Below are 25131 nucleotides of genomic sequence, written 5' to 3'. Positions count from 1 at the left end.
AGAGTAACTTATTTAATTATCTATAACTACATTTTTCCAATTATTTCTGCAGCTATCTTTCCATGCGTCAGGAAAGTTATTGTCATCCACTACACTTTTAGGTATTAATACATACTTCAATTTTTTATTTTTTTCCCCTTGTCTTGAAACATAGAAAAAAGGAGAATTTTTTTGCTTAAACAAGTTATCTCCAATTTGTACACTATCCATAGCTTCTCCCAAAAAAATTAAAGTATCATTTTTATGAGCTCGCTCAATGAGTACATGAGTTAAAAGATTTTTTCTTACAGCAACTTTTCTTTTTATTTTTCCTTCTATATTAGTATTGATATCATCAATAATAAATTTATCTTCCTTTTTTGGTGAATAAATCAATGAAAATAACATGAATCCTGCCAATGCTAATGCGAAAAATAAGTATAATAAATCTTTTATTTTCATTTAAAATAATTGTTTTAATAATGTATAATCTGACCAAAATACCTTTCCTCCTACATTTACCCCATGTCCAATTCCAGTAGCAATATTGATCCAGGTAGTTTTGCTTTTTTGCCCAGGCCATAATTCTCCATCATTTGTTCTATTTCCCCAAGATTTTGAGTATCCCCAGACTCCTACTCCAAAAGCATGTCCTGAAGATTTGCCAGCATATCCCAACGCATTAAAGTTTTTCTTATCATTATCAACGTACATTGAATAAAATTTGCTGGCACCTATTGATCCCTCTAATCCAGTATTTCCTCCTTTATAGCCATAAATAAATCCATTTCCGGCATCACCACCAGCTATAAAATAAACAAATGCAAGTCCTCCATTAGGTCCTCCACCCATTGTGGCGCTATAATCTAAACTAAAACCAACAGCATGAGCTCCCATTTTTTCATATTTTTTCAAATTAATAGTTATTGGAGTTCCTAATTCAAAATCTGTATCTAAGCTTACATCTTTATTGATTGTCTTAGATATAATGCGATATAAAATTTGTTTTTTATTGTTTCTAATAATTATATCTTCTTCACCATAAATATCTTGAGGTGAAATAATATATTTATATCCTGTATAAATTATCTCTGTAGAAGTAACTTTATTGGTAAATAAATTACCAGAATAAGATATTCCTCCAACTGCACCGCCTAAGAAATTACCTCCGGTAAACGCAGAGTTCAGCCCTCCCGAAACAATACTCGGCAGCACAAACTTAATAGCTCCAGGGTTACTTGCAATAGTACCCAGTGTTCCCGAAATGGCCATACCACCAATAACACCTCCCAATACCGCACTCCATGACTTTTGCCAATCCCACTTGCCCGGATTCCAGTTTCCACCATTGGCAGCAACACCGTTTAGGTATCCTCCAATAAATGCACCTGCAAGCATCATCCAGAATTCTCCATCAGGGTCATTATATATCAGAGGGTTATTCATCACATACCCGTACTTATTATAGTTCTGAGTATTTGTAGGATCCTGTATATTTTCATCCGCATTTAAGAATTTTCTAAGAAGAGGATCATACAATCTTCCATTCATGTGGATAATGCCTACGCTCATAAAATGCTCGTGTCCTGTATACCCACGGTTAATAAGAAGATCCTTCGACAGGCTCAGGATGACATCTCTAGTAGTATTAATCGCGCCGTTTCCGATCTTCAGGTGGGTAAGATTACCCCAGGCATCATAGTGCCTTTGTTCCAGTTTGTTTCCAGCCTGGTCCGATATCGCGAGGATACTGCCTATATAATCTTTGTGCAAAAATTTATAAGAACCGCTGCTCTCTTCAAAGTTTTTCAAATATACAATATCAGACTCATACGGTGTACCTTCCACATATAAAATATGCTTTTCTTTTCCGCTTATAAGATCTGTTACAACTTCGAAGCTGCCATCTTCATTATAAAATTTTGTAAACGTACTTTGCCATGTATAGGTAGGTTTGGGTCCAGGTACCGGAGACTGTTTTAATTCTATAATGTCTACACGTTGCCTCATGCTGCTTAATCCATAATCAAAGCTTATACGAGCCTTTTCTCCATCTATTTGTACAGGGTCATTATTCTCATTGTAAACAACGGTCTGGATAAGATCATCATTATAATTTTGTGTTCCTGCAGCATTCAGAGTCATTCCGGTAGTCTGATAAATTTTAGTGGAATTTTCAAATTTCATTGTACCCACCTGATCATTCTCCATTATTCTGCCTTTAATGTCGTAAATATTTCTATTTGCAGGAGACTTGATTCCTGTAACCGGATTGCTCCAGTTGATAAGACGGTTATTATCGTCATAATCAAAATTTTCAGAAATGCTGAAATCTCCTCCGGTGGTTCTGCTTTTAAGTTCATTTTTAATAGCATCAAACGAATAAGACAATTGCAGAATGGAAGGCTTTACCGCTGATGAATGATTGGTACTGGCCAGAAAGCCATTTGCATCATATGTATTGGTAATATTCGCAGCTCCCAGCTTCGAGGTCAGTACTTGCCCCATCGCATTGGTGGTCTGCAGCTCCCAGAGAACTTTTCCGGTCGTTTTATCCTTTATTTGAGATAGTTCCCCATTCCAGGTATTGTAAATATTTTCAATGGCAACTAAAGTAGTGATCCCGGATTGCAGTTCTTTTTCATAGGATACTACCCTGTTTTTATTGTCATAAATAATATTTTTATGTTTATAATATCTGCTGTTGCTGTTTTCTGTAGAAGATGACAGCCTTCCTTGCGGATCATATGTAAGACTGGTACTGAACGAATTGCCTTTAGAAACTCCGGATTTTGAAATAAGCATTCCTTTGTTGTTATAGGCAAAAGAAATTGTTTTGTTTGTTGCCTGGCCACCATCTGTAGTTGAAAGTTCTTTCTGGGAAACCAGCTGGCCCAGATTATTGTAGGTGTATTCTTTCGTTCCTTTCGGGCTTATCACTTTCTTAGTTTGTCCCAACCCGTCATACTCATATTTGTACAGCCCGTTGGAAGGATCGTTGAATTCAGCTTTCCTGCCCCATACATCATACAGTGTGGTAACCGTATTTTCGGCATACTGGGCTTTTACCTGCTCTCCGGCTGCGTTATACGAAAATTTTATCGTTCCTCCTTTATCGGTGGAAGAAATTACATTTCCTAAAGCATCAGCCGTTCTGGTAGTCGTTCTTCCATAATCTGCAGTATTGGATTCCTTTACAGAAGTTGTCAATCCGGAAACCGTGGTTTCTGTCTGCTTGCCTGTAAATGCTGTAGCCGTTACCTTCGCCGGATATACAGAATCATCATAACCAATAGTATTCCATTTGCTAGCGCTTTGCCCTTCGAAATACGGTTCGGATTCCTTGACTTTTCTTCCGAAAACATCGTACTGCGTTTCCCTCGAAACATATTGTCCCGATCCAAAAGCCTTAGTCGTTGTTTTATATACCTGCCCAAGTTTATTGGTCAATGTTTTGGAGATATTACCATCCGGTTCGTTTCTTGTTACCGTTACATTGTCGTTAGAATCTCTATCATAAAGATAGGCAGTAATACCTTGAAGGCTGCTCTCGGAGATAAGAATCTTTCCCCAATTATCATAAGTACTTAGAATAACATTTCCCAATGGGTCCGTCTGGCTTGTCACCTGTCCCCAGTCATTATACTTAAACACATTTTCCAGTCCTAAATGATCTGTTGTTTTTTCAACAAATCTTCCGGTAGGATCATACTTTGAGGTGGTTGTAAGGGTCTGGGAATCTATGCTGTTGGAAAGTGTTTTCCCGGTAATGTTTCCAAAACCGTCATAAGTGTAGGTTTCAAGGATATAACCCGTATTATTCCTGTTCCATTTTTTCAGCGTTTTTACTCGGTTATTTTCATAGGTATATTCCTCTTTGCCGGATTGTGTATCTCCGTAGGCCTGCTGCGTTACTGTCTTGGATTTCAGACGTCCTATAAAATAGGCTGCTGCAGTTCCTGAAGGGTTATGATCATACGCAAATACAGAAGTTGTAATTCCATAGGTGTCATTAACCTTGGAATCTATTTTCAGTGGAAGGTAATATTGTTCATAGATGATATTGTCTTCTTTAACCGTTCCGGTTAAGAAATCCTTTGCTCTGGTTCTTGCCGGTAAAATAGCAGTCACCACCTTTGGCTTGTCTGCATCGGAAACAGAGGTTACCTGCTGCCCGTTCAATAGGTTAATAGTCTGGTAAACGGTAGATTTTAAACTCAGAAGCTGGGTGTTATTTTCTGAGAGATCATCAGGAAAAACCATTGATTCGTCACCAGTATATTTTACCGTCCACTCTTTTAATGGAATACCATCATTCAAAGGATCAGTTTCTACTCCTGACCAGATGATGGTACTCGGAAGTCGCCAATTGTACCAGGAAGATCTCGCCATTTTCTTAAAACCAACCATTCCTTTCCCTAAAATATTGGCTGTAAGTCCTCTGTATCTGAAAACCCGTCTCAACTTCACCTTTTCAGGGTCAGAAAAGGACTGTTCGGGTCTTATTGGGGTTTGGGTCATTTCAGAAACTACATATATGCCGTAAGACTGGTTAATTTCAACATAAGGATAGTTTTCAGTTTTGATTGGCTTATACAGTTCACTATTGTTTCCCAGAAACTTATAAAAAACTTCTGTGGTTATTCCTCCCTGCTCGATCGTTTTGATATGAGTTTCTCGTCCCATGTCTATATAATAGCTGGAGGCAACCTCCTGCTCATTGTTAAAACCATAATTTTCTCCATTCATAGAAACCAGCATGACGCTTTTGAGCATTCCTCCGGTCCACTGGTCTACAGCAAGCCCTACAACATCCCTGCGGGTTGGTTGTAATTCAGCGGTTGTATAATATTGACCGTTGAGATATACGGCTTCATTCCAGGTACCATAAACATTGGTCATAGGAGGAAGTTCCCCGGCATAAGCAGAAAGTATTTTTACACTTGCTGTGTAATTTCTCCTATATTTAACACCTGGTGCGGCACCGTCCTGGACAGGATCGTAAAGATAGCTTCGGCCTCCTTCCAGCATCACAAGCTCGGTTTTCCCGTCATTGTTAATATCATAAGCCACAAAAGTCCTTGGATTAGCCACAAAAATATTATTAGTTTGAGGGTCAGTTGTAACCCTTCGGGTGGGCTCTGGGCGGTAGAAAACTTTGCCCTCTTCCTTAAAGCCATTGCCTTTGGATGTATAGAGGTACCAAATAGCCGAAGTTGCAGTGCCCGGCATCATAAGATCACTAAGACCATCCCCGTTATAATCTCCCACAACAGTATTTTGCCAGTAACCCTTGATCGTTTCATCATTGGCGAGTTTAAAAGGAGCTATAAAGGACTCGTACTGCCCCGAAGAATTTTTCTGGAAAGTGATCAAAACGGGCTTTAAGTCCTGGCTGAGCTTCATGAGGTCAAAAACTCCATCACCATTGAAATCTCCTGACCAGTATTGTTTCAATACATCCTGACCAAGCTTATCATAATCAGGATAAAGTTCAAGTGGATAATACCATCCATTGCCCTGGATAGATTCATCAGGATCAGCCACAAAATACCGCATTGTAGTGGTACAGTCCTGGGGAAGCCTGGATGCCGGATCAATACTTATCGGATGGCATTCCCTGTCACTTAACGAGATAACCAGTTCATTCAGACCATCACCGTTAAAATCAACGCTTCTCATAGCGGTAACGGTAGTTTTTACCCCATTACTGATGGTTCCTGTTGAAAAATCATAATCGGCGCCAGGAATGGTCTTCGTATAGTCCAGGACCAACTGGTTATTCTCAGAAAGTCCATAGAATGAAAGTACAAGGTCTGTTTTAGAAGTAGAAGTATTTAGTACTTGTTTCTTAAGCACGAATCCCTGTCGGTTGCGGATAAGATTTCCCTTTCTAAGATTAACAACGGCAGCATTGCTGACTCCTGTTACGATATTGCCTACATATGTTATGGCAGCTCCATTGTCAGAGGCATGTTTCAAATAATTATTATAAAGATAGAGTCCTACCTGTGGTATATTGCTTGAGGTCTGGGAGTGATACCTTAATACATCAAGATATCCATCACCATTAAAATCTCCCACTACATCATTGGCATCAGGTCTTATCGTATACGAATTGCTCCAATTTTCATTTTTAAAAATGGATTCTTCATAGGTGAACTTTACAGGATTAGCCTCTTCATTATTACTGTTTGATACGGAGATCTTATCAATTAACTTATATTGACTGTCACTATGGTTCCTGTAAGCAATATTGTATTTCTTATATTGCTTGATATTGGATAAGACCACAATAGACTGAAGAATTTTCGACTGGGAAAAAAGATTTCCCTTGATGTAGGCAGTTTCCGGATATGGCCTTGTTGTAAAATTAAAATTAATTTTATTGATATGGTTTGTACCCATGTTTTCATTTCCTCCCCACTCAATACTACTGATTACAGAAACATTATCCTCGGAAGTATAATTATAGGTAATATAATTTCCATCCGTATCCCTTGTTTTCACTATATTATAGTCAATCGGTGTTCTGGCCTGGCTGTTTCCCGAAGCTGTAGCTCCGTACCAGGTTTGTGAACCGTCAGGAGAGGTCACCTCCCAATATTCCGGTCCCTGCCAGCTTTGTCCGGTAATGCTTCCTATAGATTTAATTCTTAGGTTAGAATATTTCTCTGTAACATACTCTGCGCCTTCTTTCCCATATTCTCCGAACTTCAATATTAACCGCTGACCGTTAAAGCTGTAGTAATCTGAAAAATCCAATTGTACGCCTTTGGTAATACCATCCTTTTCAAGTGTTTTCCCTACTCTTGATATTGAGCTAAGCCCCGTAATATTCCAACCATAGCCTGCCAGACCATTTCCACCACCACTTACATAGACCAAACTGATACCAGGAGCTGCATTTTTGACTCCCGGAGGAAGATCAATAGGAAGCGTATACTGGAGCTGCCCTGCCCCTGTAACATCTGCATTCCCTTTGGTGTCATGAAATTTCGGAGTCGTTGTCTGCGAAAAACAGAATACATATATAAAAGATAATACGAGCGATGAAAATAGCTGTATTTTGTTATTGTACTTTTTCATAGCCATTACCTTTTAGTGATGTTTTTACTGAAAATTCTTCCATCTTTCAGGGTAAAGCGCAGTACATACACGCCCCAATCATATCCTGACATATTAATTTTTAGCTGCCTGTTAAGACCAGGAATATTCTGCTGCTGGAATTTCCAATGAATCGTGCTATGCTGATAGAGAGAAACAGATTCTATAAGTTTGTCTGTTTCCTCTGTCCAATCGATAGTAAAAAAATCATTTACTGGAACTGGGTACAAACGAATCTGTTTCCAGAAGTCTTTCTCATCTAATAATACCTGGGTGTTAGTTGATGGAGCTGCTTTACGCTGTATTGCTGTTTTAACAAAATTATCGGGTCCCCGATAGCGTTGATTGCCCGCTTCGTCATATTTAAAATAAACTTCGATTTGTTGGGCATAGGACATGCCTATCCCTGTGCATAATAATGCACTTAAATATATTTTCTTCATGGGTGATTTTTATAAGATTTAATGATTAGTATTTATTCCAAATGAGGAATATCCCCAGTACTTTGGGATTACAGGATCTTGCTATCCTGACAGAAAGAATGTTTTCATAGCTTGTGTTTTTAGCGTATAATACTATAATCCGGCTACAAAGAAGGATATCGCAATACAATAGTCTTTATGGGACACTAAGGCTAAAGCCCTGCACAAACAATTAGAGAGATATCCTTGATTGTTGTGCATACAAGAAATTAATTAGAGGAATATAATTTCTTTTTCTCTTGTTAATTTTTAATACACATTAATTTAAATTACTAAAAAGTAAAACTGCAGTGTTTGAGGTATGTTTTATAATAAAAATTTCAGGTTATAGTCATTTTTTTTGAGATATAAGTTTTAGTTTTTTTAGTTTCAAAGCTATAGCTTATAATAGCTACAAATCATGTCGTATCTTTTTTCTTTAAAAAGAAACGAAACTGCAATATATAATTAATCTTCAATAATTAAAATTAAATCTCTTTGAAATGAAATATATTGCTGTTTAAGCCAATTTATTGACAAGATAGGTTTATAATTATCTTATTTTATGATGATATACGATAAAAAATAAATGCCACCGGAATTCCGGTGACATTTTCTGTAAATTATAATTGAATTTTAAAAAAATATTACTTTTTACAACCAGGTTACTGCACCTGTTTCAACGTCATAATTGGCTCCCACGATTTTAATTTTACCCTCAGTTTCAAGATTTTTAAGTGTTGAACTTTGCTTACGGATATCTTCAATCGCACTTCTTACGTTTTGCTGATTAAGCCTTTCAAGAAGCGAGCTGTTTTTTGATGAACGTTCTTCGTTTTCTTCAATGATTTCATTGATAATCGGGTTGAAATGGTTGATAAGGTGGTTTAGGTTATCCATTCCCAGTCCTTCAATTTGTGCGGCATCAAGGCCTCCTTTCAACGCCCCGCATTTGGTGTGTCCTAATACTACAATAAGCTTGGAACCGGCAACATTACAACCAAATTCCATGGATCCCAGAATGTCCTGATTCACAAAGTTACCGGCAATTCTGATACTAAAGATGTCTCCCAATCCCTGGTCGAAGATAAGTTCTGCAGAAGTACGGCTGTCTATACAGCTTAAAACTACTGCAAATGGCCACTGCCCCTCACGTGTTGCATTCACTTGTTCAAGAAGGTCTCTGTTTGCTTTAAGGTTGTTTACAAATCTCTGGTTTCCTTCTTTTAAGAATTCCAATGCTTTCTCAGGGGTAATAGTAGACTGGGTTTCGTATGTATGCGCTTTCATATTTTTTATTGTTTTCAAATTTAAAGTTAAAAAAATTAATTAATTATTGAGATTACATGGCTCTTTTGTGAGTCACAAGAATATGGGAATCCTCACTTCTTTCGTAATCTCTGTATGAAGTTTTAAAGCCTATCAGTTCTACATTGATGTCTTGTTCCTTTGCGCGGATATTGGCAAAATCCTGGATCATTTCCAGTACATCGGTGGCAATATAGGATGTACTTCTTGCATCAATGATTACTGTAGAATTGGGTTTTATATTTTTAAGAGTTTTTTTGATGGCTGCCTTATTTAAAAATGATACTTCTTCAGCAAGCTTGATATTGATTCCATCAGCGTCATCCAATCTTTCTCTGCTTAAATAATAAGCTCTTTTCATATTTCCCTGAAGAATATAGAAAACGGAGATGGCAAGACCAATTCCTACTCCTTTTAGCAGATCTGTTGCCACTACAGCTACAACTGTTGCTACAAACGGAATAAACTGGAATTTTCCTAAGTGCCAGAAATGTTTGAACGTAGCCGGCTTTGCCAGTTTATATCCTACTAAAATTAATACCGCAGCCAGTGTAGCTAATGGAATTAAATTGAGAACAACAGGAATAGAAAGAACACAGATCAATAAGAAGACTCCATGAATGATTGCCGAGATTTTTGAGGTGGCCCCTGCATTGGCATTCGCAGAACTTCTTACCACAACAGAAGTCATTGGAAGTCCGCCAATAAAAGAACTTACAAGGTTCCCGATTCCCTGGGCCTTAAGCTCAAGATTGGTATCTGTAATTCTTCTCTGTCTGTCTAACCGGTCTGAGGCTTCAATACAAAGTAACGTTTCAATAGAGGCCACAATCGCAATTGTTGCTCCTACGATCCATACTTTTGGATTAGTAAAACCATTAAAGTCCGGAGTCGTGATCAGATTTTTAAAATCATCAAAAGACTGTGGAACCGGAAGGGAAACCAAATGCTGGGTTTCGATAGCCAGAGAGCTTCCGGACATCTTAAAGAGTTGATTCAAAAGAATACTTATAATTACGGCAACCAACGCTCCCGGAAGCATTTTCATTCTTTTCAGTACGTGGATTTTGTCCCATGCGATAAGGATTGCTACAGAAACCAGTGTAATTACAATGGCTCCCGGATGGATCGCTCCCAATAATTCTGTAAAATATCCGAAGTTTAAACCGTTATCAAAAATAGATTCATGGCCTTCATAATCTTTATCGAATCCTAAAGCATGCGGAATCTGTTTTAAAATAATAATGATTCCTATGGCTGCCAGCATTCCTTCAATAACATTATTCGGGAAATAGTTGGAAATACTTCCGGCTCTTACAAACCCTAAAACCAATTGAATAAGTCCTGCAATGATCCCTGCACAAAGGAAAAGTTCAAATGCGCCAAGATCTGTAATTGCTGTTAAAACGATAGCTGTCAGACCTGCAGCGGGCCCGGAAACTGAAATATTTGAATTACTGATTGTTCCTACTACCAGGCCGCCTACGATACCGGCAATAATACCGGATAATGGTGGCGCACCTGATGCTAAAGCAATTCCTAAACACAACGGAAGTGCTACTAAAAATACCACGAGTCCTGAAGGAAAATTTTCCTTGATTCCTCCTATTAATGATGTCTTTTTCATAATGTGAAGCTGTAAGGTATAGCCGGCTTATTTGTTTTTAAATAAGTCAGTTATAAAAAGTTGAGAAAAAATAATTTTTAATGTACATGAATCTCCGATATCAAAAAATGATATGGAAATGGTATCAAAAAAATCTAACTATAGGAGTTACGCTTCCGGAGGGGGAGAAAATATAGTAAGTAAAGGTGAAAGATGAAAAGAATCATCAATCAGAACAAAAGACATACCCTGAACATCAGGTTCTGAAAACTTCAGATAATCGAACACATCTAAAGGTTTCGGAATGGTCTTTTCGTAAACAATGAATGAGGATGGGTGAGAATGAGGCTCTTCTTCATTGATTATTACATTCGTTCTTGCAATATCCCAGCCCGCCACCGCAGCAATGCCCGGCAGCGCTGTAAAATTCAGAAAAAACGTTAATACAATAATACTCCAGAATTTCATTTTACCTTCTTTTTAGAAAAACTATTTAGTCTTTCTGCTCATTACCCAATCTGAACCTGTAAGATTATAGATCTTTTGGATATCTTTTAAGATTTTCTCAAAATCAATCTCCAGATCAATGATTTTACCTGTTCTAAGGTCAAATACCCAGCCGTGAACAATAGGATACTCTTCTAAAATGTATCTTTCCTGTACACAGGCCATTTTGATCACATTGATGCACTGCTCCTGAACATTAAGTTCTACAAGTCTGTCATAACGTTTGCCTTCGTCCTCAATAGAATCCAGTTCTGCCTGATGAAGTCTGTACACATCACGAATGGTTCTCAGCCATGGATTCAATAATCCCAGATCCTGAGGTGTCATCGCTGCTTTTACACCGCCACAGTTGTAATGTCCGCAGACAATAATATGTTTTACTTTCAGATGTTCTACAGCGTATTGAATAACTGCTGTGGAACTCATATCTAAAGTATTAACAACATTGGCGATGTTTCTGTAAACAAAAACTTCTCCGGGTTTTGCTCCCATCAACTCTTCTGCGGTAGCCCTGCTATCCGAACATCCGATATACAGATAATCAGGATGCTGAGTTTTGGCAAGTTCATGGAAGAAATCCGGATCTTCAGCTACTTTGGACTCTACCCATTTTTTATTGTTTTCGAAAATAACCTCGTACGATTGAGACATAATTTTAAAATATATAATTATTTATTTCGTTTAAATTATTTCCAAAATCAATAGACTAAATCAATAATTATGCAAAAATATAATTTTTGTTAAATAATAAATCACTTTTAACAAAGTTTAATATTAAAATATGCTTAAAATCATATTCACTATTCCAATATTATTTGTAGTACAGCTATTGAGGAAATCCAAACGTTTAAAAGCAGGATAAAATTACGAAGTATAATTTAAAATTTGTGATTTATGAATTAAAATATTCTTAATTCTTGAGGCAATATGAATTATTTTTGCTGAAATAGTTAATAAAAAGACTTTGTATATGTCAAAAAATAAATAATTTAAAGCTCTGATTAATTTATCTATCTAATGTCTGATTTTGGTCTGCAGTCTTTACCATCTGCTTTTTATCTGGCAGGAGTATTCATTGCCTGTTTCTCTTCATTTCTGATTGCAGGGAAACGTAAGAAGATAATGGCTGATTATATTCTGGCAGCATGGTTTCTGATTATAGGAATACATCTTATCTTATTTTTGTTATTTTTTTCCGGCAGCTATATAAAGTTTCCTTATTTTCTGGGCTATGAAGTTATCTTTCCCTTTATTCATGGCCCAATGTTATATATGTATGTTTTGTGTGTTACAGGAAAAGCACCGGGCAAAAAGATCTGGCTTCTGCACTTTGTTCCCGTTTTGATTGTCCTGGTGATGCTGTTCAAATTATTGATTTTGTCTCCATGGGACAGGCTTGCCATTTATCAAAGCGGAAGCAGCCAATACAAAATGATAAGCAGTATTCTCAAATATATGATGATACTATCCGGAATAGTATATATTGCATTAAGTTTTTTTGCCGTCAGAAGGTATACAAGAGAGATTACTGACCAATTTTCAAATACAGAGAAAATTAATCTAAAATGGCTGTATTATCTTATTACCGGATTAGCTTTGATATGGATTGCCGTGATGACCAGAAATGATATTCTTATTTTTTTCATCGTTGTTCTGTTTATCGTTGCCGCCGCATATTTTGGGATCAGCCGTGTTGGAATTCTGAACTTACCTTTAATAGAAGTCAATGTAAATGGAGTAGAGATGGATGATGAAGCGGTAAAGTATCAGAAGAATTCTCCGGGAGAGGAGGTGATCATAGCTGTTTATGAAAAGCTTGTTTATCAAATGGAGAAAGAAAGGCTTTATAAAGATCCTGAGCTGAATCTGAATCATACTGCCGAATTACTGAAAGTTCATCCTAATATACTCTCTCAGGCAATTAATTCGATTGAAAATAAAAATTTTTATGATTATATCAATCGTCAGAGGATTGAAGAATTTAAAAGGATAGCAGTACTTCCTGAAAACAGAAAATATACCATTCTTTCATTAGCATTTGAGAGTGGATTTAATTCTAAAACGTCGTTTAACCGGAATTTTAAAAAGTATATGAACTGTTCGCCCAGAGATTTTTTAAAGAGCCAAAGCATAGAGATTGAGATGTGATGATTGGTCTGATGATAAGATATATCGTTTAATCATAATGGTTTACAAATATGTTCCACCTTTCATTTTGGGACAATCGATGCTTTTATATTCCTCATTTTTACAGAAAAAAGAAATCAGGTATTATGAAAAAATTATTATTTGTAGTGATGGGTGTACTGGCTTTGCTGATCGGAGCCTATCCTCTTATTTATGCTTTCGTTGAATCTAAAAATACTTTTCTGGGTTCAAAATCTCCCGAATTATTCCACAGCATGATTTGGACAACAGCATTTTTTGCCCACATTACCTTTGGAGGACTTGCTCTTTTTATAGGCTGGCGTCAGTTTGGAAGTTCATTCCGGAATAAATACCTGAAGATTCATCGGATCATTGGTACTTTTTATGTAATTGCTGTGATGATAAGTTCTGTCTCAGCTGTTTATATGGGATTTTATGCCAATGGAGGTCTGGTTTCAGCAATTGGGTTTATATGTTTGGGATTGATCTGGTTCATAACAACTCTCGCTGCCTTGGTAGAAATCAGAAAAGGTGATATCATCAGACATCAGCAATTGATGACTTACAGTTATGCCTGTACCTTTGCTGCTGTAACGTTGAGGTTGTGGTTTCCTTTGCTGAAAAATATTACAGGAAATCCTACAGATTCCTATATTGCTGTAGCGTGGTTGTGCTGGGTTCCTAATGTATTAATTGCTTATCTTATTAACAGAAAAGTAGCTGTTGCCTAAGTTGAGCGTTGATAAGGAATTTGATCTGTTTGATTTCAAGTATTGTGTGGAACCGTCATAACGGCTCAGTTCTTTGAATTTCAATCAGATAGAATCTGTTGCTAGGTTCGGGTGGCTTCCATGATGTGAAGAACTACAAATTTACTCTCTTTTCAAATGTATTCGGAATTTTTACAATAAGTAGTGTGTTTACTACACCTTACGGTTGATATAATCCTTTGTTGCATCTGCTGTAGGGATTATTTTTGCAGGATTTCCAATGACAACAGAACCGGAGGGAACATCAAAATTGACATAAGAATTGGGAACAATCAATACATCATTTCCGATCGTGATATTTCCTACAATGACAGCATTGGTACCAATCCAGACTTCATCTCCAATAACCGGATATCCTTCATTTTTTCCGCGGTTTTGCTGGCCTATAGTGACTCCATGGGCGATATTGCAGTTTTTCCCGATCACTGTTTTCGGGTTGATAACAAGGCTTCCAAAATGTCCTAAATAAAAACCTTCACCAATCTGCGTTTCAGGATAAATCTGAAAACCGTATTTGATCTGGTAATGTCTTAGTACAATTCTCCAGAAAATATTCAGAAGAGGGGTTTTCTGATACTTCTGCGCTTTTCTCAGAATATAAACAAAGTGAAGATTGGGATTGATGCATTTTTTCCAGATCTGAAACGTTGAAAGCCACTTTCCGCTTTCCCGGTAAAAGTCTTTTTGAATGATTGAATAATCGGCCATCGTCAATGTTTTTATACTTCGTCAATTATTTTCTGAAGATGTTCCACAGATTTTTCCAGAACAAACGGAAGCTCTGTTTCCGAAATTCGTTTTTTATATTCTTCAGTGATATCTTTATCCGTAAGAAACTTTTTCATTCCTTCATAGATTCCTTCTTCGGAATTTGCAGTGATATTTCCAAGCTTCCCATCCTGCAGAAGATCTCTGATGCCGGAAATATCCGTAGCAGAAATAGGTTTGTTGAGGATAAGAGCTTCGGCAATAATCGTAGGGAATCCTTCATGTCTTGAGGACATAATATAGAAATCCGCCTTTTTCATATAAGGATAAGGATTACTGCTGAAGCCAAGCATTTTTGCAGTGTCCTGAAGACCAAGCTGGTTGAGCTGATCCTGAATCGCATTAAAATCATACCCGTCGCCAATGATTAAAAGCTGATGCTTCAGCCCTTCATCAATAAGTTTTTTGTGAACATTGAGTAATCTGTCGTATCCTTTCTGAGGATATACGGTTCCTACCGTTACAAAAGTGGGAAGATCATTGCTGAAAGGAAAATCATCAACTTTAATATCTGCCTTTCTTAACGTATCATTTTTGTCAATAGGGTTGAAGATCTTAATCACAGATGCTTTTTCAGCTTCACTTTTAGCCAGATTGTGCATCCCTTCCTGAAGCTTGTTAGAGATGACCAGAATTCTGTCAAATCTGAAAAATTGTCTTATCACTTCAGGAGTGTATTCTTTTAAATTGAAAATATCATTCTGTACCCAGATAATCTTTTTCGAATCTTTTTGAGGACTGGAGAGAATTTCCTGATGCATCGCATGGATAGCAGCAATCTCTACATCATATTTTTTATTCTTTAAAACAAATTTGTAAAGAAGGAAAGGGAACCAAAGAAACATTTTCTGATAAAGAACCCTGTAAGCTTTCACAGGAATGTCCTGCAGCCTGTTGGTGGTGATCATTTCTCCTTTTGTCAAATAGTACAGTGTCACCCAAGATGGAACCTCTTTAATGTATAACCCCGAATAGAGATTGAGCAGAAGATCAACTTCATACTTATCAGCAGGCAGATTCTTCAAAAAGTTGATTAATACTTTCTCAGCACCACCATGACGTAATGAACCTATACGAATGAGGAGTTTTTTCTTTTTCAATTTGTTTTTTTCTATTTTATGATTTTACAAGATAAATTTATTTAATTTTTCTTGCTTTCTTATACTTGTAAGGAAGATTTTCTTTGATATAGGCATCCAGCTTCTTTCTGTCCTTCTCCAGTTCACGGGGATATTCCGGGTTGTTTTTAAGAACAATGTCACCATAGTCTTCAATAGTGCACAAAAATTGAGCCGGGTTTCCAATAAAGACCGTATTGTCTGGCATAGACTGTGACAATACAGAGTTGGCACCCAAAATACAGTTGTTTCCAATTTGTACATCCTGCATAATAACAGCATTGAGACCAATGGTACAGTTATTTCCGATTTTTATTCTTCCCAGTATTCTTGCATCTTCATAGCCCGGAAGTTTTCTGAGCAGAGTAGTCGTTCCGCCATGGTTTACAAATCTTACATCTCCGGCAATGTTGACATTATCACCAATTTCGATAAGGTAAGGTTCAGTTCCGAAATACACTTTATCAGGCATATTAAAGTTTTTTCCTACTTTCATACCTCTGTGTTTTGCCACTTCAAGGCTGGCTCTATTCAAAAAAGAATGATAGAGGGAGTCTATTTTTAATAAGATTCTGAATATAAAAATCATCACAAGTGTAAATTTGTTTTCGTTACTTTTGCAAAGAAAGAGAATTTATTAATATGATGAAAATTTCAAAAATAGAATATTATCTTCCTCAGCAGGTGTTAACTAACGAGGATCTTGAAAAGCAGTTCCCTGAATGGAGCTCCGAACGTATCCAGGAGAAAGTAGGTATTTCCCAGCGCCATATTTCTTCTGACAGCGAAACCGTACTGGATATGGCTGTGCAATCTTCAGAAAAAATTTTCGAAAACTATGACAGAAACAAGGTAGATTTTATTTTGTTCTGCACTCAGAGTCCGGAGTATTTCCTTCCTACTACGGCCTGTATTTTGCAGGACAGATTGGGGCTTAGAAAAAATATCGGAGCTATAGATTTTAACCTAGGCTGTTCAGGATTTGTTTATGGATTAGCGTTTGCAAAAGGATTGATTGCTGCTGGAATTGCAAAAAGTATTCTCTTGGTTACTTCAGAAACGTACACCAAACATATTCATCCTGATGATAAAGGAAACCGAAGCATATTCGGAGATGCCTCTGCCTCTGCTATTATTGAAAAGGCCGAGGGCAACGATTATCAGTTCTGCCTGGGAACAGACGGAAGCGGTGCAGAAAATCTTATGGTGAAAAAAGGAGCTTTTAAAAAAGACTTCGAACTGAATCCGGAACACGAATTCGGCCCCGAAAATATTTATATGAACGGCCCTGAAATTTTTAATTTTACAATTGAAAATATTCCGGGACTGGTCAAGGAAACATTGGAAGTGAACGGAATGACCATGGATGATATCGATCATTTTGTTTTTCACCAGGCCAATTCTTTTATGCTGAATTATTTAAGAAAGAAAACAAAAATACCGGCTGAAAAGTTTTATATTGACATGGAAAAAACCGGGAATACTGTTTCTGCAACAATTCCTATTGCTCTTAAAAATATGATGGATAAAGGAATGCTGAAAGAAGGAGATAAGGTTTTAATGGCAGGATTTGGAGTTGGATATTCATGGGGTGCCACTATTATGGAAATTTAAAAGAACAAACATTTAAAATTATAAAATATGAAAACATCCGTTTTTTTAGAAAAACTACAGGAAGAATTGGAAGAAGATGAAACATTGACTACAGAAACGAACCTGAAATCTTTAGAAAGCTATGATTCTATCAGTTTACTTTCTGTTATTGCTTTTGTAGACGAAAATTTCAGCAAAAAAATTGATACCAAGCATTTTAAAGATATTGAAACCGTTTCAGATCTGATGAATGTTATAGGAAAAGAAAATTTTGAGGATTAATGGATGCTTTCTCATTAAAAAATAAAATTATTCTCATTACAGGGGCTTCTTCCGGAATCGGGAGAAGCTGTTCTGTAGAATGCAGCAAAAGCGGTGCTGATCTGATTCTTCTAGGAAGAAACCGGGAAGAACTGATGAAAACCGTTTCTATGCTCAATCCGGAAACAAAAGTTGAAATTATCACTGAAGATATTACTCAATCTGAAAATCTTGAAGTAATTATTGCAGATAAAGTATCAGTTTTAGGGAAAATATCAGGGTTTATTCACTGTGCTGGTATCGAAAAAACGTTACCATTAAAAAAGCACAGTCCTCGGCTGTATCAGGATATATTTGCTGTCAATGTCATTGCAGGACTTGAAATTGCTAAAATTTTATCTTTAAAAAAATACAAAGACGAAAACTCCAGTTTCGTATTTATTTCTTCTGTTGCAGGAATGGTAGGAGAGGTGGGAAAAGCGGCTTATTCTGCCAGTAAAGGAGCAATCATTTCCGGAGCACGTTCCTTGGCTATGGAACTTTCAAGAAGTAATATCCGTGTCAACAGTATAAGTCCGGCAATGGTAAACACTCCGATTTTAGAGAAAATGTTTGAAAATATTGGAGAAGAAGCTTCATCAGAAATCATAAAAAAACATCCACTGGGAATAGGTGAACCTAAAGATGTAGCGAATGCCTGTATTTTTCTGTTGTCTGATGCCTCAAGATGGGTTACAGGCAGCAACCTTGTGATAGACGGAGGCTATTCTGCACAGTAATTACTTATTGTACAGTGTTTCTATAATGTTTTCTACGCTATCAAATATTTTCTTGTTATCGAATTGATCTTCAATGGTTTTTAGATTGTTTCTGATATGGGCTATCAGTTCGTGGTCTGTCAGAAATGTTTTCATGGCTTCATACATTTCATCTACCTCATAATTGATGAGATATCCTGTTTCACGGTCTTTGATCATAAGGCCTACATCTCCTACTTCTGTTGCAATAATGGGCTTCTGCAGGATTAAGGCTTCAGCAATGACCAGCGGCCATGCTTCAGATTCTGAAGGAAGAATAAAATAATCCGCTTTTTTGATATAAGGATAAGGATTCATTTGGTTGCCAACCAGAATAAACGTTTTTTCAACATTATTTTTAGCTGCCTGTGCCCTGAGGTTGTTCATTTCATCACCATCACCGATGACAATGATGTTGTGATGAAACCCTTCATCCATGAGCTTTTTATGAGCGTCAATAAGCTTGTGATATCCCTTTCTTGAATGAAGTCTTCCAATAGACGCAAAAACAGGGCCTTTGGGAAAATTGTCAAGCTTTTCTTCTGCCTTATATTTAATTTCTTCAATAGGAATAGGATTAATGATAACGCTTTCAGCGGGATATTTGAGATTCGGGTAACGCTGGTGCATCATATCTTTTATCTTGTGGGAGCAGTATACCATATGGTCGAACTGCGGAAAGCTCTTTAAAATATCCGGAACCAGAGGCTGGAATTTAGGGACATTAATTTCAGAGTGAAACCATCCGATTTTTTTTGAATTCTTATTGGTTGAATTCAGAATGGCATCATAGTCTCTGTAATCCATCCCGATCTCAATGTCAAAAGTATCATTGATAAGACGGTCTGCAATGGCAGGGGTATTTTTCAGTTTTCTCAGCCTTATTCTTCTTTTAACGAGCTGAAGTTTCTGTAAAATAGAATTGTTGGAAAAATCTTCTTTTCCATCGGTAAGGTATATTTTTCTGATATGCTTCGGAAGTTCATCACGCAGTTTCCCCTGATTAAGAGTGAGACATACGGTGATATCAAATTTATCAGGGTTAAGATTATTGAGAATACTTAACATCACTTTTTCTACACCACCCATTTCCATTGAGCGGTGCCTGAAAAGAATTTTTATTTTCCTGTTTTCCGACATTATCTGAAAATTTTTTGTAAAGTAAAGAGTTTTTTATTTGTTTATAAAATTTCGTTTTTGATATTCCGGAAGCACAAAATCTCTATGATGCTTTTTCTTGTCCTGCAAAAGATCATCCGGAAAATCAGTTCCGTAATCCCGGCGGACAGGTTTAAACAAATAATTATAGTAATTCCTGTATAAAGCTTCAATGTTATAAGAATTTCTAAGTCCTGGAAACTTCATCCGATTTAAAGAGAGTCGAAAACCAGATCCTGTTTGTTGATGACACGTGTGTTAGCAGGGATGTCTTTATAAATAGTGCATCCGGCACCAATAATACAATTATCACCTATTGTCACCCCTTTCAGTACGGTTACATTACTTCCAAGCCAGCAATTGTTTCCTATTTTTATGGGAGCTTTTGAAAATTCGGAAGGGTATATTTTTATGGCAGGGGACGTCTCATAGGCATGATTATGATCATAGAGTTTCACATTTTCACCGAATAAAGTATTGTTGCCTATTGATATATGTTCTAAACAGTTTATAGAACAGAAATTGTTCATAAAAAAGTGGTTTCCTATTTCCAGGACAGCATTTTTATTGATCAGGATACAGGTGTAATTTCTGAAGTCTGCAGCTGAGCCAATGCTTAGCTTTTTTAAGTTGTTATCCAAAATAAAGCGGTTACCAACACCTAATCTGAGGTTTTCAAAAAAAACATTAGGATGTTTTTTCAGCAGAAACAGTTGTTTTTTCCTGTTTATTTTTTCAAAAAAATCATAGAACATATACTATCTTTTGATCATTTGGGTTATACAAATATACCTTTTTTATCTAATGTAAAAGCCATGTTTCTGTTATAAACATCCGTTTGCAGAAGTCATCCGGATTAAAATAAACAGAGGGTAATGCATTATACTTCCCTATAAAAGTTATCTATTGTTCTGGTTATTTTTCTAAAAAACCTGGATATTAATGTATTTTGCTTTTTAAAAATAAAATCGGGAAGTCTCGAAATCTGTTGAATATCTGTGTTATAAAGAACTTTAATTCCTCTCCTTTTAAGGGTGTTATATAATACCTGATGCCAGTTTTTGTAAAGCTTTTCTTTTTTACCTTTATTTTGAGAAACCCCCTGTGAATGAATTCTATATAAATACAGGCTTTTGTTGATAAAGACAAATTCCCCCCTCTCATAAAGTTTCAGGTAAAGGTCCTGATCTACAGAAGAGGACAGGGTTTCATCAATCGTATTCCAATTGATAAATTGATCTCTTTTAAAAGTAAAAAAATGGGCAATTTCAAAATTGATATTAAAAAAGTTCTTGCTTCCGTTCTTTATCCTTCCCGAGTGGGGAAACAGCTTCTGGACAGTGAGATGCTCATCACATATATAAAATCTTGAATAAGTCCCTATAATATTCTGATTAGAATAGGCTTTTATACTTTTTTCGAGGGCATCATGGGTAAGTGCATCATCAGGGTCTACAAAGCCGCATACATCACCGGTTGCCAGTTTTATGCATTTGTTCTTGGTATATCCTACCCCCCGGTTCTTTTCATTTTCATATAAAAAAAAACGCTTATCGTTGCGGATAAGTTCCCTTAAGGCATCTTTTTCCTGCTTCTCTGAGCAGTCATCTACAATAATAACTTCCCAATCGGTGTATGTCTGTTGAATAATACTTTCATAACAATCTTTGAAATAGACTGCATTATTGAAGTGGGCAACTAATATCGAAAATTTCATCTTAGGTAATTTAAATTGAGCAGATTATTCTATAGTAACTCATTTGAGTTGCTGAATTGGTATACGTTTAACGATTTTTATCAAAGAATAATTTACTTTCGGTAAGCTCAAAAGGATTTTCAGACATGTTTTAAATTTTTTTCGTTGTGTATGCTGTAAATATAGCAAAAATTTAGACTTTGAAATTAATATTAAGAAAGGTTTATAAGTCTGTCTGTACAAGGTATGCTGTCTAATTGTGACAACGTGGTAGGTTTTACAATGAAAATAAAAAAAAAACTTTATTTTTGCCTCAATAAAAACAACACAGTGATTGAAATAGGTAGAGTTCTCAAAACTTTTATAGGGTTTTTAAGACGACCCGATCTTTATCCTGAATTATGCCGGAAAATTATTAAAAATACAGTCAGTCGAGGAAATGCCTTTAAAGGGAAGGATAAAACAAACTCCTGGGCTGCAGGAAGATGCATTTCACAGGAAGATGCGGTTTCCAAGCTTTTCGGACTTGAAATCAAGGCGTTCCGTAATGAATATCAGGTGGTTTTAGACGAAGCTGCACAGAAAGAAAAAAATTGCCCTGTGAAAATGGGAGGGCCGGGAGCGCTGGAACTTATTTACTATGCCTGCGAATTTACCCATGCACAGAATGTGGTGGAGACAGGCGTTGCCTACGGATGGTCTTCATTGGCATCTCTCTTATCTCTTGCAAAGAGAGGAGGAACCCTTTATAGTTCGGATATGCCTTATTTAGCTCAGAATGGGGATCAATATGTAGGATGCATTGTTCCTGAAAACCTGAAAAGCAACTGGAAGCTGTTCCGTTTTGCTGATAGAGAATCGCTTCCTAAGATTTTTACTGAAAATGCTGTATTTGATGTTCTTCACTATGATTCCGATAAAAGCTATGACGGGAGAATGTGGGCCTATGATGAACTTTATGCGCATTTAAAAAAAGGCGGGGTTTTTATCAGTGATGATATTGGTGATAATTCTGCCTATCAGGATTTCTGTGACAAGAAGAATATAGAAACAACAGTAGTAGAATACGAGGGAAAATACATCGGGATTTTTATCAAGTAAATCGCATAAATCTGTTGTTGGAAATCATTTAATTCTGGAACATGGAAAGTTTAAATATACTTATAATATGACTGTTTAGACCGTTCTTATGAAAATACCTCAGATTACATTTACGCGGTTTATTGCGGCAATGGCTATTGTCATTTCCCATTTTAACAAAGATATGTTCCTCTACAATATAGATTACATTTCAAATGTTTTTCTGAAGGCAAATGTTGGAGTAAGTTATTTCTTTATACTTTCGGGATTTATCATGGTGGTAGCCTATCATAAGAAAGAAAGGATAGATTATTTCGATTATTACAAAAACAGGTTCGCAAGAATTTATCCGCTTTATGTATTGGGTCTTTTGCTTTATCTGGTAACAAGGTATTCCAATTTCAGCTTTTATAAACTTTTTTTATATCTGTTTGGTCTTCAGAGCTGGATTCCGGGAGAAGCAATGATCCTGAATTTTCCAGGTTGGTCTATTTCTGTAGAATTTTTATTCTATTTGATTTTTCCTGTCCTTTATAATTATGTCTATGTCAAAGGGAATAAAAGTATTTGGGTGATTACCGTCATGCTCTGGATTATAACACAGATATTTTCAGGGCTGTATGTGGAATCATCTTATTATGAAGGCCCGCATACACAAAGTCATGAACTGCTTTACTATTTTCCTTTAATGCATATCAACGAATTTTTAGCAGGAAATCTGGCGGGAATATTTTTTGTGAATCATCATCAGCGTAAGAATTATGATGTACCTGTGGTGATCATTTTTATCCTTATCATATTGTCACTTATTTTTATTCCTCTTTTCTTTCACAATGGCTTAATGGCTATATTATTTATCCCTTTTATTGTTCTTATATCTAAAAATAATGGATTGATTACCAGGTTGTTTTCTTTAAAACAACTTGAATATCTGGGAGAAGCGAGTTATGCCGTTTATATTACCCATATTCCTGTATTATATATACTGAGGGAAGCCATACAATGGAGCGGCCGTAACATAGGTATCGATAAGGTATTTGGGATCTATATTATTGTTTTAACCTGTACTTCGGTTTTGTTTTATCAGTTTATTGAAAAACCTTTGAGAAATTCTTTGAAAAAGATACGAATAAGATAAAAATATACTAATTTACATCAATATACCTACACACAATTATGAAATCAAAATTTACCATTCCGTATATTTTCCGGACAAGCAGAAATAAGTGCATTTCTCTAAAAACCGTCAGGCAGCTATATGAAAAAGAAATGTATATTTATTTCCGGAAGAAATCCATAGTTTCAGGAGCTTGTATCTCATAACTTTTAAAAACACATTATGTTATTTAATTCAATAGGATTTCTTATTTTTTTACCTATAGTATTCTGTTTATACTGGTTTGTTTTTAATAAGAAATATCAGAATCAAAATAAGCTTTTGCTATTGGCAAGCTTTTATTTCTATGCGTGCTGGGATTGGAGATTTCTTTTTTTACTGATGTTTTCCATTGGTTTGGATTATTTTTCAGGAATTAAGATCGAAAATAGCAAGAATAAACGTGAAGCAAAATTCTGGCTTACTTTAAGTATTGTGATCAACCTGGGATTTCTGGGATTTTTTAAATACTATAATTTTTTTATTGAAAGTTTTGCAGACTTACTCGGTGGTATGGGATTTAAGGTGAATATCTGGCTGCTGAATGTGATTCTGCCGGTGGGGATTTCATTTTACACTTTTCACGGGCTCTCTTATGTAATTGATGTTTATAAGAAGAGGATCCGTGCTGAACGCAGTTTTATTGACTATGCAGTTTTTGTAAGTTATTTTCCCTTACTGGTGGCAGGACCTATAGAAAGGGCAACTCATCTGTTGCCCCAGATTCAGAAAAAAAGAACATTCAGCTACGAGCAGGCCGCAGACGGGATGCGTCAGATTCTTTGGGGTTTCTTCAAAAAAATGGTGATTGCTGATAATTGTGCACCATTAGTGAACGAGATTTTTACCCATTACCAAACAGAAAGCCCTGCCAATCTTTTAATCGGAGCTGTTTTGTTTGCTTTCCAGATTTATGGGGATTTTTCAGGGTATTCAGATATTGCGTTAGGGGTTTCAAGACTGTTTGGAATAGAACTTCTCAAGAATTTTGCTTTCCCTTATTTCTCAAGGGATATTGCTGAGTTTTGGAGAAGATGGCATATTTCATTGTCTTCCTGGTTCAGGGATTATCTTTATATTCCATTAGGGGGTAGTAAAGGAGGACTGGGCATGAAAATAAGAAATACCTTTATCATTTTTCTTGTCTCCGGATTCTGGCATGGTGCCAACTGGACGTTTATAATCTGGGGCGGCCTTAATGCCTTATTCTTTATGCCACTGCTGATTATGGAGAAAAACAGAACCAATATAGAAGTTGCAGCGCAGGGAAAATGGTTTCCATCTTTTAAGGAAATCCTGCAGATACTGATTACCTTTTCTGCTACCTGTATCGCCTGGATATTTTTCAGGTCAGAATCTGTACTTCAGGCATTTGAGTATATCAAACGTATCTTCAGCCTGGAACTGTTTTCCTTACCGGCGCAGATGCCGGTGAAAGTTTTTGCTTTGACTGCCTGTATGCTGATTATAGAATGGATTAACAGGGAACAATTCCACGGGCTTCAGATAAGAAGATTCAATCCTTGGGTACGCCGTATTCTTTACGGAATCATCATCTATATCATTCTCCGGTATGCCAATTTCGGGAATAATGAATTTATTTATTTTCAGTTTTAAT

At 36.4% G+C, this 25131-nt stretch carries 22 protein-coding genes; 8 read left to right on the top strand and 14 right to left on the bottom strand.

Translation table 11 applies throughout. The annotated features are described in order from the left end of the window. Positions 1-12: 12 nt before the first annotated feature. The 7 genes from FFS26_RS04395 to FFS26_RS04365 form a co-directional block, all read right to left on the bottom strand. Entirely contained in the window at positions 13-441 is a 429-nt protein-coding gene (locus FFS26_RS04395; protein WP_110008434.1) for a hypothetical protein, read from the bottom strand. Next, positions 442-7068, bottom strand: a complete 6627-nt coding sequence (locus tag FFS26_RS04390) for an RHS repeat-associated core domain-containing protein (RefSeq protein ID WP_171006240.1) — start codon at positions 7066-7068, stop codon at positions 442-444. A gap of 5 nt (positions 7069-7073) precedes the next feature. Further along, a complete protein-coding gene (locus FFS26_RS04385) occupies positions 7074-7529 on the bottom strand; it encodes a hypothetical protein (protein ID WP_110008436.1) in 456 nt (151 codons plus the stop codon). 672 nt (positions 7530-8201) lie between these two features. Continuing rightward, a complete protein-coding gene (locus tag FFS26_RS04380; protein ID WP_110008437.1) occupies positions 8202-8837 on the bottom strand; it encodes a carbonic anhydrase in 636 nt (211 codons plus the stop codon). Positions 8838-8889: 52 nt separating this feature from the next. Then, positions 8890-10482 (bottom strand): SulP family inorganic anion transporter, encoded by a 1593-nt coding sequence (locus FFS26_RS04375; RefSeq protein WP_137904396.1) that lies wholly within the window; start codon positions 10480-10482, stop codon positions 8890-8892. A gap of 147 nt (positions 10483-10629) precedes the next feature. Then, complete coding sequence (locus FFS26_RS04370) at positions 10630-10929, bottom strand: hypothetical protein (RefSeq protein ID WP_076595975.1); 300 nt, start codon at positions 10927-10929, stop codon at positions 10630-10632. A 21-nt stretch (positions 10930-10950) separates the two neighbouring features. After that, positions 10951-11619, bottom strand: a complete 669-nt coding sequence (locus tag FFS26_RS04365; RefSeq protein ID WP_110008439.1) for a carbonic anhydrase — start codon at positions 11617-11619, stop codon at positions 10951-10953. A 366-nt stretch (positions 11620-11985) separates the two neighbouring features. Between FFS26_RS04365 and FFS26_RS04360 the strand changes: the two genes are divergently transcribed. Continuing rightward, positions 11986-13116, top strand: a complete 1131-nt coding sequence (locus FFS26_RS04360) for an AraC family transcriptional regulator (protein ID WP_110008440.1) — start codon at positions 11986-11988, stop codon at positions 13114-13116. A 125-nt stretch (positions 13117-13241) separates the two neighbouring features. Continuing rightward, complete coding sequence (locus FFS26_RS04355) at positions 13242-13847, top strand: DUF2306 domain-containing protein (RefSeq protein WP_171006239.1); 606 nt, start codon at positions 13242-13244, stop codon at positions 13845-13847. A 192-nt stretch (positions 13848-14039) separates the two neighbouring features. Here FFS26_RS04355 and FFS26_RS04350 read toward each other — a convergent pair whose 3' ends face one another. The 3 genes from FFS26_RS04350 to FFS26_RS04340 are packed head-to-tail and all read right to left on the bottom strand — an operon-like array spanning position 14040 to position 16268. Then, entirely contained in the window at positions 14040-14594 is a 555-nt protein-coding gene (locus FFS26_RS04350) for a serine O-acetyltransferase (protein WP_110008441.1), read from the bottom strand. Between the two features lie 11 nt (positions 14595-14605). Then, on the bottom strand, positions 14606-15754 hold the full coding sequence (locus FFS26_RS04345; protein ID WP_137904395.1) for a glycosyltransferase: 1149 nt from the start codon (positions 15752-15754) through the stop codon (positions 14606-14608). Positions 15755-15791: 37 nt separating this feature from the next. Beyond that, on the bottom strand, positions 15792-16268 hold the full coding sequence (locus tag FFS26_RS04340) for an acyltransferase (RefSeq protein WP_228406429.1): 477 nt from the start codon (positions 16266-16268) through the stop codon (positions 15792-15794). Between the two features lie 146 nt (positions 16269-16414). On the opposite strand from FFS26_RS04340, the gene FFS26_RS04335 reads away from it, so the two are divergent. Genes FFS26_RS04335 through FFS26_RS04325 form a run of 3 tightly spaced genes read left to right on the top strand, consistent with a single transcriptional unit; the run spans position 16415 to position 18405 of the window. After that, complete coding sequence (locus FFS26_RS04335; RefSeq protein WP_137904394.1) at positions 16415-17386, top strand: 3-oxoacyl-ACP synthase III family protein; 972 nt, start codon at positions 16415-16417, stop codon at positions 17384-17386. 27 nt (positions 17387-17413) lie between these two features. Further along, positions 17414-17647 carry a phosphopantetheine-binding protein gene (locus FFS26_RS04330; protein ID WP_047380387.1) on the top strand — a complete coding sequence of 78 codons (234 nt, stop codon included), beginning with the start codon at positions 17414-17416 and terminating at the stop codon, positions 17645-17647. Next, entirely contained in the window at positions 17647-18405 is a 759-nt protein-coding gene (locus FFS26_RS04325; protein WP_137904393.1) for an SDR family NAD(P)-dependent oxidoreductase, read from the top strand. The genes FFS26_RS04330 and FFS26_RS04325 overlap by 1 nt, the downstream gene beginning before the upstream one ends. Here the strand turns inward: FFS26_RS04325 and FFS26_RS04320 are convergent, their stop codons facing one another. From FFS26_RS04320 to FFS26_RS04305, 4 genes are all read right to left on the bottom strand, one after another. Beyond that, positions 18406-19563, bottom strand: a complete 1158-nt coding sequence (locus tag FFS26_RS04320) for a glycosyltransferase (RefSeq protein WP_137904392.1) — start codon at positions 19561-19563, stop codon at positions 18406-18408. 33 nt (positions 19564-19596) lie between these two features. After that, positions 19597-19788, bottom strand: a complete 192-nt coding sequence (locus tag FFS26_RS04315; protein ID WP_110008447.1) for a hypothetical protein — start codon at positions 19786-19788, stop codon at positions 19597-19599. A 5-nt stretch (positions 19789-19793) separates the two neighbouring features. Further along, the gene (locus FFS26_RS04310) at positions 19794-20336 is read right to left on the bottom strand and encodes an acyltransferase (RefSeq protein ID WP_110008448.1); all 543 of its coding nucleotides are present in this window, start codon (positions 20334-20336) and stop codon (positions 19794-19796) included. A gap of 125 nt (positions 20337-20461) precedes the next feature. Beyond that, positions 20462-21298: a glycosyltransferase family 2 protein gene (locus tag FFS26_RS04305; RefSeq protein ID WP_110008449.1), complete on the bottom strand. Its 837-nt coding sequence runs from the start codon at positions 21296-21298 to the stop codon at positions 20462-20464. A gap of 309 nt (positions 21299-21607) precedes the next feature. On the opposite strand from FFS26_RS04305, the gene FFS26_RS04300 reads away from it, so the two are divergent. The 3 genes from FFS26_RS04300 to FFS26_RS04290 all read left to right on the top strand — a co-directional run bounded on the left by FFS26_RS04300 (position 21608) and on the right by FFS26_RS04290 (position 25130). Beyond that, a complete protein-coding gene (locus FFS26_RS04300; protein WP_137904391.1) occupies positions 21608-22378 on the top strand; it encodes a class I SAM-dependent methyltransferase in 771 nt (256 codons plus the stop codon). A gap of 88 nt (positions 22379-22466) precedes the next feature. Continuing rightward, complete coding sequence (locus FFS26_RS04295) at positions 22467-23495, top strand: acyltransferase family protein (RefSeq protein ID WP_137904390.1); 1029 nt, start codon at positions 22467-22469, stop codon at positions 23493-23495. A gap of 201 nt (positions 23496-23696) precedes the next feature. Further along, entirely contained in the window at positions 23697-25130 is a 1434-nt protein-coding gene (locus FFS26_RS04290) for an MBOAT family O-acyltransferase (protein WP_110008451.1), read from the top strand. Position 25131 lies beyond the last annotated feature (1 nt).

The organism is Chryseobacterium sp. 2VB (assembly GCF_005503635.1).
GTDB lineage: Bacteria > Bacteroidota > Bacteroidia > Flavobacteriales > Weeksellaceae > Chryseobacterium > Chryseobacterium cupriresistens.
The sequence above is the reverse complement of the archived record's forward strand: the minus strand, read 5'-3'. Positions and strand labels throughout refer to the sequence as shown.

Excerpts from the sequence above, each read along its gene's own strand:
- FFS26_RS04340 (WP_228406429.1), bottom strand. The coding sequence starts at position 16,268 with ATGAAAGTAGGAAAAAACTTTAATATGCCTGATAAAGTGTATTTCGGA.
- FFS26_RS04390 (WP_171006240.1), bottom strand. The coding sequence starts at position 7,068 with ATGAAAAAGTACAATAACAAAATACAGCTATTTTCATCGCTCGTATTA.
- FFS26_RS04360 (WP_110008440.1), top strand. The coding sequence starts at position 11,986 with ATGTCTGATTTTGGTCTGCAGTCTTTACCATCTGCTTTTTATCTGGCA.
- FFS26_RS04325 (WP_137904393.1), top strand. The coding sequence starts at position 17,647 with ATGGATGCTTTCTCATTAAAAAATAAAATTATTCTCATTACAGGGGCT.
- FFS26_RS04295 (WP_137904390.1), top strand. The coding sequence starts at position 22,467 with ATGAAAATACCTCAGATTACATTTACGCGGTTTATTGCGGCAATGGCT.
- FFS26_RS04355 (WP_171006239.1), top strand. The coding sequence starts at position 13,242 with ATGAAAAAATTATTATTTGTAGTGATGGGTGTACTGGCTTTGCTGATC.
- FFS26_RS04315 (WP_110008447.1), bottom strand. The coding sequence starts at position 19,788 with ATGAAGTTTCCAGGACTTAGAAATTCTTATAACATTGAAGCTTTATAC.
- FFS26_RS04310 (WP_110008448.1), bottom strand. The coding sequence starts at position 20,336 with ATGTTCTATGATTTTTTTGAAAAAATAAACAGGAAAAAACAACTGTTT.
- FFS26_RS04385 (WP_110008436.1), bottom strand. The coding sequence starts at position 7,529 with ATGAAGAAAATATATTTAAGTGCATTATTATGCACAGGGATAGGCATG.
- FFS26_RS04320 (WP_137904392.1), bottom strand. The coding sequence starts at position 19,563 with ATGTCGGAAAACAGGAAAATAAAAATTCTTTTCAGGCACCGCTCAATG.
- FFS26_RS04305 (WP_110008449.1), bottom strand. The coding sequence starts at position 21,298 with ATGAAATTTTCGATATTAGTTGCCCACTTCAATAATGCAGTCTATTTC.
- FFS26_RS04380 (WP_110008437.1), bottom strand. The coding sequence starts at position 8,837 with ATGAAAGCGCATACATACGAAACCCAGTCTACTATTACCCCTGAGAAA.
- FFS26_RS04330 (WP_047380387.1), top strand. The coding sequence starts at position 17,414 with ATGAAAACATCCGTTTTTTTAGAAAAACTACAGGAAGAATTGGAAGAA.
- FFS26_RS04365 (WP_110008439.1), bottom strand. The coding sequence starts at position 11,619 with ATGTCTCAATCGTACGAGGTTATTTTCGAAAACAATAAAAAATGGGTA.
- FFS26_RS04395 (WP_110008434.1), bottom strand. The coding sequence starts at position 441 with ATGAAAATAAAAGATTTATTATACTTATTTTTCGCATTAGCATTGGCA.
- FFS26_RS04375 (WP_137904396.1), bottom strand. The coding sequence starts at position 10,482 with ATGAAAAAGACATCATTAATAGGAGGAATCAAGGAAAATTTTCCTTCA.
- FFS26_RS04370 (WP_076595975.1), bottom strand. The coding sequence starts at position 10,929 with ATGAAATTCTGGAGTATTATTGTATTAACGTTTTTTCTGAATTTTACA.
- FFS26_RS04335 (WP_137904394.1), top strand. The coding sequence starts at position 16,415 with ATGATGAAAATTTCAAAAATAGAATATTATCTTCCTCAGCAGGTGTTA.
- FFS26_RS04290 (WP_110008451.1), top strand. The coding sequence starts at position 23,697 with ATGTTATTTAATTCAATAGGATTTCTTATTTTTTTACCTATAGTATTC.
- FFS26_RS04350 (WP_110008441.1), bottom strand. The coding sequence starts at position 14,594 with ATGGCCGATTATTCAATCATTCAAAAAGACTTTTACCGGGAAAGCGGA.